Raw genomic sequence first — 11898 nt, 5'->3', positions numbered from 1 at the left:
AAACGGATGTCTTATGATGTGGCTGTGATCGGAGCGGGTCCAGGTGGTTATGTAGCAGCAATAAAAGCGGCGCAACTGGGACTTAAAGTAGCAATTATTGAAAAGCGTACAACATTAGGAGGAACATGTCTCAACGTTGGTTGTATTCCTTCTAAAGCGTTGCTGCATGCTTCAGAAGTGTTTTCTGAAACCCAGCATGGTTTTGAAACGCTTGGTATTTCTATTGGTAAATCTAAGCTTAATCTTGAACAAATGATGGTTCATAAGAAAGCTGTGGTGACAGCCAATACGAGTGGTGTTTCTTTTTTGATGAAAAAAAATAAAGTTGATACTTTTTTGGGGACAGCCAAAATTTTGAGTGCGGGTCATGTGGAAGTTGTTGCCAGAGATGGTAATAAACAAACAATTGAGACAAAAAATATTATTATTGCTACCGGTTCAGAGAGTTCAGGCATTCCAGGGGTGAATGTTGAAATTGATGAAAAGACTATTGTTTCTTCTACGGGAGCTCTTTCACTTGAAAAAGTACCAACGCATATGATTGTAGTAGGTGCTGGTGTCATTGGTTCAGAACTTGGATCAGTTTGGAGCCGTTTAGGTGCTAAGGTGACCATTATTGAGTATCTTAATAAAGTTTTGGGCTCAATGGATGGTGAAGTTTCACGGCAATTTCAGAAATTAATGGAAAAACAGGGGATTGAATATAAAACGGGTGCAAAGGTAACAGCTGTTACACAATCTGGCTCAACTGCTCAGGTGAGCTTTGAATCTGTCAAAGGTGGTGAATCTGAAACTTTAGAGGCTGATGTTGTGCTTATTGCTACTGGACGTTCTCCTTATACAGAGGGGCTTGGATTACAAGAGGCTGGTGTTCAGTTAGATGAACGCGGATTTATTGCAATTGATGCTCATTGGCAGACGAATGTTCCAGGAATTTATGCGATTGGTGATGTCGTAAAAGGGCCAATGCTAGCACATAAAGCAGAGGAAGAAGGCGTTGCTGTGGCAGAAATTTTGGCAGGTCAAAAAGGGCATGTTAATTTTGATGTTATTCCTAGTGTTGTTTATACACAGCCGGAAATTGCGAGTGTAGGAAGGACAGAAGAAGAGCTAAAAACTGCTGGTATTGAATATAATGTTGGCAAATTTCCTTTTATGGCTAATGGTCGTGCACGTGCAATGCAAAAGAGTGATGGGTTCGTTAAAATCCTTTCTGATAAAAAAACAGATCGGGTATTAGGGGGGCATATTCTTGGATTTGGTGCTGGTGAAATGATCCATGAAATTGCAGTTTTAATGGAATTTGGAGGTTCATCAGAAGATCTGGGACGTTGTTGCCATGCACATCCTACCTTATCAGAAGCCGTGCGTGAGGCAGCTTTGGCAACATTTGCTAAACCACTTCATATTTAAAAAGCTTTTAAAAAGTAAATTTTAAAAGGTACGGGGGGCAGAAAATATTTGTGAAGCATGCAACAACATTTTAAAACTTAAAAAAAGAATATAACCAATTGTATTGAAATGTTCCATTTGTTGTATGCTTTTCGATAGTTAATGTTTTAGATATCTGTTGTGCAGTTTTGATTGATTATTCTGTTTTGCACTATCGTTTAGAGCGGTGGTGTTTAGTCTATGTAAAGTTTTATATATGGGGTAGTTTTTATACTGTTATAAAATATTTAAGATAGGATTCTGAGCCTATCTGCGTGCTTTGTGTTAAGAAAACATCTCTCAAAATGCTTAAATCTACTTCGCGATGGTGTTCATGAATGGTATAGCTGTAAAGTTCCTCTTGAAATATATGAAATTCATTCAAACTGTTATAAGACCTATTGTGCACTATAATCTTTATGTTTAGTAAAAGTACACGCTGGTATTATAATACACTTTTTCAGTTCTCAATATTGCTAAAGCTCTTTATTATTTGAGAGTTTTCATAAGAGAATTTTTATTCTGTTCTTTTATCATTTTACCTCACACGCTCGTTTTGTTTGTGATGTGCAGACAAAAGATTTTAATTGCTTCAATGTGAGAGAGTTTGTGATTAAGAGAATTTTACAGTATTCAGCATTCAGCGTTATAAATCAACATGTTGTATATGATGGTGAATCATATGAAGAGAGAAGCCAAGAGGAATTCACCCAAAGAAATTGAATTGTTTAATGATTGGTGTGGGTTAAGGATCTTTGTCATTTAAGATGAAGAGGGGGGAGGGATTGAATATTCTACAAAATACCGCTCTTCTTTAAAAGAGCGGTATTTTTATATCTTTTGTTTATGACACTATCTTTTTGATGATAATGACAAGTTATACAGTGTGATTAAATTAGTTTTTCTTCTCTGTTTTTCTTGATCATTGCTCGCTATGTCTTAAAAAGATGCTATGTCTCTTCTTTAGGGTTGTTAAGAAATCGCAATGTTGCCAAAATATAACGAATAGCTAAAATTTTTTTGAAAACCATAATTACACGAGAATATTAAGTTTGTTTTCATTGGGCAGTTTTGTGATAACTTAAAAAATCAAGCATATGCTTTCTATAGGTATTAAAATTGTAATTTTTTATCCTCTTGTTGTTCTCTTATAAAAGTGGGAAGCCCCATATGATCAAGATATTTAAGGAAAGGGTGGGGTGGTAATTCTTCCACATTGACCATAGTTTTAACATCCCATTCACCTGTGGCAATAAGAAGAGCTGTTGCGGCTGCTGGTACGCCAGCCGTATAGGAAATGCCTTGTGCCCCAGTTTCATGAAAAGCTTGTTTGTGATCGGCTATATTATAGATAAAAATTTCTCTCGGGTTTCCATCTTTTTCGCCTTTAATAAGATCTCCAATACAGGTTTTTCCTGTATAGTCTGGGGCGAGAGAGGAAGGGTTGGGTAAGACGGCCTTTACGACTTTCAAGGGCACGACTTCTTGTCCTTCTGCTGTCTTAATGGGCTGTTCAGATAAGAGACCAAGATTTTTCAGAACCGTAAAAACAGTGATATAACGATCACCAAATCCCATCCAGAAACGGACATTCTCTACATCAAGATTTTTGGAAAGTGAATGAATTTCATCATGTCCTGTCATATAGGCTTTTTGTTTTCCCACAACGGGAAGATCCCATTCATGGCTGACTTCAAACATTTTATTGGAAGTCCATTTTTTATTTTGCCATGACCATACTTGTCCTGTAAATTCACGGAAGTTAATTTCTGGATCAAAATTTGTAGCAAACCAACGTCCATGATTTCCGGCATTAATATCAATAATATCAATATCTGTGATTTTATCAAAATAATCATCGCGCGCTAATGCTGCATAAGCATTCACTACACCTGGGTCAAAACCTGCTCCTAAAATAGCGGTTATACCAGCTTTTTCACATTCTGGACGCCGAGGCCATTCATAATTGCCATACCAAGGAGGTGTTTCACAAATTTTCAATGGGTCTTCATGAATCGCTGTATCGATATAAGCGCATTTTGTTTCAATACAAGCTGAAAGAACAGACATATTAAGAAAGGCAGAACCAACATTAATGACAATTTCACATTTGGTCTTTTGGATGAGCTTTATAGTTTCTTCTACATTCATGGCATTGAGCGAATGGCTTTTGAGAACACCTTGCTCTTTCATTGTGTTTTTTTCTTTAATAGAAGCAATGATGGCTTCACATTTTTTGAGTGTTCGTGAAGCAATATGAATTTCACCAAGAATATCGTTGTTTTGAGCACATTTGTGTGCAACAACTTGTGCAACACCTCCAGCACCAATAATGAGAACATTTTTTTTCATTGTAGGTCCATCTCCCTTTTTAATACTGTTGTATGACGTTTTTTATGGTTTATCTTTATGAAAGGCTTTCCTGATAGTCGTTATAGCTGAATTGGCGTTGAAGTGTTAATGTACCATCGCACTCTTTGAGAACAATAGCAGGCATTGTAACGCCATTAAACCAGTTTTTCTTGACCATTGTATAACCTGCTGCATCCTGAAAAGACAGTCTATCGCCTATTTTAAGAGGTTTTTGAAATTGAAATGTTCCAAAAATATCGCCGGCAAGACAAGATTTTCCACAAATCATAATTTCGTGTGGTCCTAGATTGGGTTCTAATTTGGCATTTTCACGATAAATGAGAAGATCAAGCATATGTGCTTCAATTGAGCTATCAACGATGGCTAGATTCTTTTCATTATACAATGTGTCAAGAACACTGACTTCTAATGTGGTGCTTTTGGTAATAGCAGCTTCTCCTGGTTCTAGAAAAAGAGTGACACCATGAGTTTTAGAAAATTGTTTTAAGCGTTTTGCGAAAGCTTCTAGAGGATAATTTTCAGCCGTAAAATGGATTCCGCCGCCAAGGCTTATCCAGTCAACAGCAGAAAAAAGTTCTGCAAATTTTTCTTCCATATATCCAAGCATTTGGTTAAAAAGATTAAAGTCAGCATTTTCACAATTGTTATGGATCATCAATCCGTTGATAAGAGGCAGAACTTCTTTGATAGCGCTTTGGTTTGTTTCTCCTAAGCGGCTAAAAGGGCGAGAGGGGTTGGCAAGATCAAAATTTGATGCGCTGATTCCTGGGTTTAACCTTAAACCTCTTTGAATGGTTTTTGTTGCATCAGAAAAGCGTTGAAGCTGTTGGATGGAATTAAAGATGATTTTATCTGCATAACCACAGGCTTCATCAATTTCATCATCTGCCCAAGCCACTGAATAAGCATGGGTTTCTTTGCCAAATTTTTCTCTTCCTAAACGTAGTTCATAAAGGGATGATGATGTGGTTCCATCCATGAACTCAGACATTAAATCAAAAACACTCCATGTGGCAAAACATTTTAAAGCAAGTAAAATTTTAGCTCCGGACATTTCCCGTAAACGAGAAATTGTTTGCATGTTTTTGATGAGTTTCGATTTGTCTATAAGATAGTAGGGGGTTTTTATCATCATTTATTCATTCTTTTTTGAAGGATCTTATTGCCAAGATCAACGTTTAGTACAAAGAGTAACAGAATGTCTCAAGAAAAAAGAATCTTAAGAAAAGAATCTGTTTCTGTCTAGCAAGAGAAAGGCTTTCTGTAATTACTGTTGTTTATTATGTTGAGTTTTTTGTTATGAGTATGAAAAAAAAATTATATTATGCTTTAGCTTTTGTATTTGTTAGCAGTTTTTTCATTATAACAACCACTCTTGTTAATTGGGGGCAAAATAGAAGTGACGCTAAAGCCAAACTGGTTACTCAGACTTCTGTCCTAGATAGTTCGGTGCCTCTGATTTTTACGGGGCGTAGAGAACTTAATGGTTTCAAAGGTTATCGTCATTATCGGCGTGGTTATCGTAAATACAGTGATAATTGGTGGTATCCTGAAGTGGCATTTGTTACATCACCGCACTTAAGCACAAAAGGCGCATCATTAAAAGTTGTACCAGATGCTAAAAAAGTGTTTTTAACGTTTTCTTCGGAAAAATTAGAAAAAAAAGAGCCATGGATGCTTAAACAACATATTGAATCTTGCCGTGCGCGTTATCGCTCTTATAATAAAAATGATAATAGTTTTCAGCCTTTTCATGGGGGGCGTAGGCAGTGTTTATCCCGCTTTTTTAAAGGATAGAAATTAAATAAAATTTTAATTGCTTCTTGTCGTGGGCGTTATTGTTCTTACAATAAAGAGAAGACTTGTGTGGTGCGCAGTATTTTCATGCAAGCATTGTTTTTTTTAAAAATTTAAATGCTTTTAAGTTTTATTAAATCTTATTATCATTAAGTGTGGAATGGGGGGTGAGAATATAAGTTTTTGTTTTGTCGATGACAAAATATTAAGGTAAAATGGAGTTTAAAGAATGACAACACGGGAAGCAATGTTGGTATTGCTCGTTTTGCTTCCCTTTGGTGGAAGTGCTGTCATTGGCTTTTTTCGTTCGACAGCAAAAAATAATGAAGCGTGGTTTGCTGGGGTCGTCGCACTTTTCTGTCTTATTTTTACAATAATGCTTTATCCGGAAGTTCGCGGAAACCACATAGTGCGTTTAGATATTTCTTGGCTTCCAGAATGGGGAAGCGATTTGATTCTCCGCATAGATGGTTTGTCGTGGCTTTTTTGCTTGCTTATTACAGGGATTGGGCTGCTTGTTGTCATTTATTCACGTTATTACATAGATCCAGCGGATTCTGTACCGCGTTTTTTTTCCTTTTTTTTGGCCTTTATGGGATCAATGATAGGAATAGTTTTATCAGGTAATCTCGTCTTTTTGGTTGTTTTCTGGGAACTCACCAGTATTTTTTCTTTTTTGCTGATCGGCTATTGGTACCATAATGCAAGTGCGCGTGAGGGTGCGCGTATGGCTCTAACGATCACAGGTTTTGGCGGCTTTGCTCTTTTTATTGGAGTTTTATTGATTGGGTATACTGTTGGCAGTTTTGATTTGGATAAGGTGCTACAGTCTGGAGATATGATCCGGTCAAGTTCTCTTTATAGTCCTATCCTTATTTGTATTTTATTGGGAGGGTTAACAAAAAGCGCGCAATTTCCCTTTCATTTTTGGCTACCTAACGCGATGGCTGCTCCAACTCCCGTATCGGCTTATTTGCATTCGGCAACAATGGTAAAAGCGGGATTGTTTTTGCTTGTTCGTTTATGGCCTGTGCTCTCTGGAACAGAATCTTGGTTTTGGCTGGTTGGCTTTTCAGGACTCTCAACTCTTCTTCTAGGTGCTTATTTTTCGATGTTTCAGCAAGACTTGAAAGGACTGCTTGCGTACTCGACTATTAGTCATCTTGGATTAATTACAACACTTTTAAGTCTTGGTAGTCCACTTGCATGTGTTGCGGCAATCTTTCATATGGCCAATCATGCTACTTTTAAAGCTTCTTTATTTATGGCTGCTGGCATTATTGATCACGAGACGGGAACACGTGATATGCGTAAACTGTCAGGGCTTTATCGTTCTATGCCTATCACAGCAACTCTTGCTTTAGTTGCGAGTGCAGCGATGGCTGGGGTTCCTTTGTTGAATGGTTTTTTATCGAAAGAGATGTTTTTTGCTGAAGCTGTTGAAACGCATATGGAATCATGGCTCGATTGGATTGCGCCTTATGTGGCAACGCTAGCTAGTCTGTTTAGTGTGACCTATTCTATACGCTTTATTCATGGCGTTTTTTTAGGACAAAAGTCTGACAATTTACCCAAGACTCCCCATGAACCACCGCATTTCATGCGTTTACCAATGGAGCTTTTGGTGTTTATTTGTTTAGCGGTTGGTATTTTTCCTAATTTAACAATAGGACCTATTTTAGATAATGCGGTCGTGTCTGTTTTAGGAACAATGACAATTCCTTATAGTTTGGCTGTTTGGCATGGGTTTAACACTCCATTAGTGATGAGTTTTGTTGCATTATTAGGGGGCGGATTGCTCTATGCTGTCGGGCATCGTTATTTTTTATCCTGTGATGATGGGGCTCCTTTTTTCCGTCACTTAAAAGGACCGCGTATTTTTGAACGCATTCTCGTAATTATTTCTTGGAAATGGGCCCGTGCGGTGGAATCTGCTTTGTCAACACGCCGTTTGCAGATCCAATTGCATTGGATTTTTTGGGTCTGTTTTGCCTTTGTTGGTCTTTTACTTTGGTGCGATGGTTTCATTCCAGTGGGGACATTACCGCTTTTTCCACTTGATATTCCTTTTCTCGCTCTTTGGCTGGTTGGCGGATTATGTGCGCTTTTAGTTGCTTGGCGAGCAAAGTTTCATCGTCTTGCTTCACTTATGCTTTTAGGGGGAGCTGGTTTGATGACTTGTGCAACCTTTTTATGGCTTTCTGCTCCTGATTTAGCAATAACACAATTGGTTGTTGAGGTTGTTACAGTCGTTTTATTATTGCTTGGTTTACGGTGGTTGCCTAAACGTTTGCATGACCCTGGGCCGGCTGCTGTTCGTTTTTGGGTTCGCTTGCGTCGTTTCCGTGATTTCATCATATCCCTTGTAGGAGGTGCTGGTGTAGCATGGCTTTCTTTTGCAGTGATGACACGTCCCCAAGGTACAACGATTTCTGATTTTTTTCTAACGCATGCTTACTCAGATGCTGGTGGTCGCAATGTTGTGAATGTGTTATTGGTTGATTTCCGTGGTTTTGATACCATGGGAGAAATTGTGGTTTTGGGTGTTGTTTCCCTTACTGTTTTTGCCCTATTACGACGTTTTCGTCCTGCGCCTGAGAGTATTGATGCGCCTTTTCAACAACGTATCCAGAAAGCCTTTGATATAGCACAGCCTAATCGAAATGTGGGAGATACAGTATTGAATTATTTAGCTGTTCCTGCTGTTATTATGGGTTGGCTCTTTCCGATTATTATCGCTTTTGCTATTTATTTATTCATGCGAGGGCATGATCTGCCAGGAGGTGGATTTGTCGGTGGTATTACTTTGGCAATAGGATTTATTTTACAATATCTTGCACGCGATATTCGGTGGGTGGAAACGCATTTGAGAGTTTTACCTTTGCGTTGGATAGGCTTTGGCTTATTGTTGTCAGTCGTAACGGGGATGGGCTCTTGGTTTTTTGGATATCCTTTTTTAACATCCTTTTTTCGATATATTCATCTTCCGTTAATTGGGAAAGTTTCCATGGCATCCGCTTTTTTGTTTGATTTTGGTGTGCTTTCTCTTGTGTTAGGAGCAACTGTTCTCATTTTAATTGCACTTGCACACCAGTCAATTCGGAGTTACCGAATCGGTAAGAAACCTATTTTAAAAGAGAAGGAAAATTAATGGAAATTGTTCTTTCTTTGGGTATCGGTGTTTTTGTCGGATCAGGTATTTGGCTTGTTTTGCGTCCACGTACTTTTCAAGTCATTCTTGGTTTGTCCTTGATCTCCTATGGTGTTAATCTTTTTATATTTTCAATGAGTAGACCGCGTAGTAATGCTGCTCCAATTGTTGATCCTACCCCTGTTATTAATCCAGCTAATTATGTCGATCCTCTCCCACAAGCCTTGGTTTTAACTGCAATTGTGATTGGTTTTGCAACAACAGCTTTATTTTTAGTTATCTTGTTGGTTTCACGTGGTTTAACGGGTTCTGATCACGTTGATGGACGTGAGGTGCAATAATGGAAATAGGAGTGCATCATCTCCTTATTTTGCCTATTCTTTTGCCGTTAATCACTGGAGCACTTCTTCTTTTTTATGATGAACGTCGTGCAAGACTTAAATCATTTATCAGTCTTTCTTCTGCGGGACTGTTGGTCGTTACTGCTATTTTATTGATTATACGTACTCTTGAAATAGCACCGGCTTGCGATGTTTATCGACTTGGTAATTGGCCGTCTTCTTTTGGAATTGTTTTAGTCCTTGATCGCTTAAGCGCTATGATGCTTTTACTTTCCAGCTTGTTGATGACTAGCGTGTTGGTTTTTGCGCGGGCTCATTGGTACAAAGCTGGTTCTCATTTTCAGTCACTAATGCAATTTTTTATGGTGGGGATAAATGGTGCTTTTTTGACTGGTGATTTATTTAATTTATTTGTGTTTTTTGAAGTTATGTTAACAGCTTCCTATGGGCTTGCTTTGCATGGTTCTGGTCAGACACGCGTGCGCGCAGGGTTGCATTATGTCGTGGTTAATCTTGTTGCTTCATTATTTTTTTTAGTTGGTATAGCGCTCATTTATGGAGTCGTTGGTACTCTTAATATGGCCGATTTGGCTGTTAAAATAAAATATATATCTTCTACAGATATTGTTTTGTTCGAAATAGGTGTTGCACTTTTAGGTATTGCTTTTTTGCTTAAAGCGGGTATGTGGCCGCTTAATTTTTGGTTGGTGCCAACTTACAGTGCAGCAGTAGCACCAGTTGGAGCTTCTTTTGCACTTTTGAGCAAGGTGGGTATTTATATTATTTTACGTTTAACGTTGCTATGGTTTGGTTCTGAAAGTGAATATTTTAACCATTTTGGTCATACGGTTTTGTTTTATGGTGGGCTTGCCACTATGATTGTTGGTTTTATTGGGGTATTGGCAAGCCAAGTTTTGGTGCGTTTGGCAGCTTATAGTGTCCTTGTCTCTTCTGGTACATTGTTGGCCGCGATCGGGATCGGCAATGCAGCACTGACAGCAGGTGCACTTTTTTATATTGTTTCTTCAACTTTAGCACTGGGAGCTTTTTTTCTTTTGGTAGAGTTGGTTGAACGCTGTCAAGATGTGGCTGCAAATGTTCTTGCTGTCACAATGGAGGTGTATGGTGACGATGAAGAGGAGGAAGAAGATGAAGTTGGCATCTATTTTCCGGTAACCTTGGCAATTCTTGGAGCTTGTTTTGGTATTTGTGCCATTTTGATTATTGGATTGCCGCCTTTTTCTGGTTTTGTTGCTAAATTTATGATGTTCATGGCAATTTTAAATCACAGTAGAGAGGATTTTTCTGTCTCTCTACCGGTTTACCAAGATTGGCTTTTTGTAGTTTTTGTCACTCTCTCTGGTTTTGCGGCTTTGATTGCATTGACACGAACGGGTATCCGAACTTTTTGGGTTTCTCTTGAAGGGCGTATTCCCCGTGTGCAAGTGATAGAATTTGCGCCTATTGCCGTTCTCCTTGCTTTGTGTTTTCTTATAACAATTGTAGCCAGTCCTGTTAGTCATTATATGTCTGAAACTGCTAAGACTTTGTATGAACCTCAAAACTATATTGGGAGCGTTTTAACGGATTTTTCTCTCGAAAATAGGGAGGTGAGTAAATGAATCGTTTTTGTCCTTCCCCTTTTTTCAGTGGTGTCATTGTCCTTATGTGGCTTATTTTAAATGGTTTTAGTTTAGGGCAATTTCTTTTAGGGATTTTAACCGCTTTGTTTTGTGGTTGGATGATACGGCTTCTGGAGCCGGAGAAGGCTGTTATTAAAAGCTGGAGTGCGGTTTTTCGTCTCGTTTTTCGAGTATTTATAGATTCTATATTCTCAAATGTTTCGGTGACTTGGTTTGTTTTAACAAAAAGGTCTCGAGAGCAGAAATCTGGTTTTATTGTAGTACCTCTTCTGCTTCATAATCGCACTGCTTTGGCTATTTTAGCATGCATCCTTTCGGCAACCCCTGGAACTGCTTGGGTTGCCTATAATAGTAAAAAGGGTGAACTTTTGCTTCATGTCTTAAATTTTAAAAATGGATATGATTACAAACAGTTGATCAAACAACGGTATGAGCAATTGCTTTTGGAGATTTTTTTATGAGTATGGTGATTCTTTATTGGGGGCTTTTCTTTTCACAGTTTTTTTTAAGTTTAGCGGTGATTTTCGCGCTGTTTCGGTTGATTCGTGGTCCACGGGCGCAGGATAGAATTGTTGGTTTGGATGCCCTTTATATAAGCACTATTCTTTTGTTTCTTACATTCGATATTCGTTCAGGAACAACCGCTTATTTTGTCGCAGCTCTCATTATTGGATTGTTGGGATCTGTCTCAAGCATCGCTTTGGCGAAATTTCTTATGCGGGGGGAGATTATTGAATGAAAGATGATATATCGCTTGTGGTTGCTATTGCTATCACAGTTTTCTTAATATTAGGGTCTGGATTGACATTGATCGCAACGATAGGTTTGGTGCGTTTTTCCAATTTTTATAAGCGTTTGCATATGCTTTCAGTATGTACGAGTTGGGGCGTTGGTAGTATTCTTATTTCTTCATTTCTTTATTCAATATTTGTGGACCATTATTTTGTTTTTCATGAAGTGTTGCTAATGTTTTTTTTATTTTTAACAGCACCGGTAGCTTCTATGTTGCTCTCACATACAGCAGCTTATCGACATCATTCAGAAGAACAGTCAGAAAAACCGCTGGCTCTTTTATTACACCAGACGGAGGAAAAGTCATCCACGTCAGAAGGAACATCAAGAGATGAGAGCCAGCGCGGTTCTTGAAATGTAAGAACCTTCT

The 11898-nt window shown here is 38.4% G+C and carries 10 protein-coding genes; 8 read left to right on the top strand and 2 right to left on the bottom strand.

The features are described from left to right. The first annotated feature begins 6 nt into the window (after window positions 1–6). Window positions 7–1413, top strand: coding sequence for a dihydrolipoyl dehydrogenase (lpdA, locus tag ACFIJW_RS05930; RefSeq protein ID WP_375633625.1), 1407 nt, complete (start codon window positions 7–9; stop codon window positions 1411–1413). Between the two features lie 1131 nt (window positions 1414–2544). Here lpdA and ACFIJW_RS05925 read toward each other — a convergent pair. Together ACFIJW_RS05925 and ACFIJW_RS05920 are read right to left on the bottom strand one after the other, a co-directional pair. Next, a complete protein-coding gene (locus tag ACFIJW_RS05925; RefSeq protein ID WP_375633624.1) occupies window positions 2545–3783 on the bottom strand; it encodes a saccharopine dehydrogenase NADP-binding domain-containing protein in 1239 nt (412 codons plus the stop codon). Between the two features lie 55 nt (window positions 3784–3838). Continuing rightward, window positions 3839–4936 carry a carboxynorspermidine decarboxylase gene (locus tag ACFIJW_RS05920; RefSeq protein ID WP_375633736.1) on the bottom strand — a complete coding sequence of 366 codons (1098 nt, stop codon included), beginning with the start codon at window positions 4934–4936 and terminating at the stop codon, window positions 3839–3841. 167 nt (window positions 4937–5103) lie between these two features. On the opposite strand from ACFIJW_RS05920, the gene ACFIJW_RS05915 reads away from it, so the two are divergent. The 7 genes from ACFIJW_RS05915 (at window position 5104) to mnhG (ending at window position 11882) form a co-directional block, all read left to right on the top strand. After that, a complete protein-coding gene (locus ACFIJW_RS05915) occupies window positions 5104–5601 on the top strand; it encodes a BA14K family protein (RefSeq protein ID WP_375633623.1) in 498 nt (165 codons plus the stop codon). 229 nt (window positions 5602–5830) lie between these two features. After that, complete coding sequence (locus ACFIJW_RS05910) at window positions 5831–8752, top strand: monovalent cation/H+ antiporter subunit A (protein WP_375633622.1); 2922 nt, start codon at window positions 5831–5833, stop codon at window positions 8750–8752. After that, on the top strand, window positions 8752–9093 hold the full coding sequence (locus tag ACFIJW_RS05905; protein WP_375617427.1) for a Na+/H+ antiporter subunit C: 342 nt from the start codon (window positions 8752–8754) through the stop codon (window positions 9091–9093). The genes ACFIJW_RS05910 and ACFIJW_RS05905 overlap by 1 nt, the downstream gene beginning before the upstream one ends. Beyond that, window positions 9093–10715, top strand: a complete 1623-nt coding sequence (locus ACFIJW_RS05900) for a monovalent cation/H+ antiporter subunit D (RefSeq protein WP_375633621.1) — start codon at window positions 9093–9095, stop codon at window positions 10713–10715. Before ACFIJW_RS05905 ends, ACFIJW_RS05900 begins: the two co-directional genes overlap by 1 nt. Next, complete coding sequence (locus ACFIJW_RS05895) at window positions 10712–11197, top strand: Na+/H+ antiporter subunit E (protein ID WP_375617425.1); 486 nt, start codon at window positions 10712–10714, stop codon at window positions 11195–11197. Before ACFIJW_RS05900 ends, ACFIJW_RS05895 begins: the two co-directional genes overlap by 4 nt. Next, on the top strand, window positions 11194–11475 hold the full coding sequence (locus ACFIJW_RS05890; protein WP_375633620.1) for a K+/H+ antiporter subunit F: 282 nt from the start codon (window positions 11194–11196) through the stop codon (window positions 11473–11475). Before ACFIJW_RS05895 ends, ACFIJW_RS05890 begins: the two co-directional genes overlap by 4 nt. Continuing rightward, a complete protein-coding gene (gene mnhG, locus ACFIJW_RS05885) occupies window positions 11472–11882 on the top strand; it encodes a monovalent cation/H(+) antiporter subunit G (protein ID WP_375633619.1) in 411 nt (136 codons plus the stop codon). The genes ACFIJW_RS05890 and mnhG overlap by 4 nt, the downstream gene beginning before the upstream one ends. Window positions 11883–11898: the final 16 nt, after the last annotated feature.

The sequence above is a fragment of the Bartonella sp. MM97QHHN genome (assembly GCF_042194285.1).
Taxonomy (GTDB): Bacteria; Pseudomonadota; Alphaproteobacteria; order Rhizobiales; family Rhizobiaceae; genus Bartonella.
Note: the sequence above shows the minus strand (reverse complement) of the source record. Positions and strands in the feature narration are given on the sequence as shown.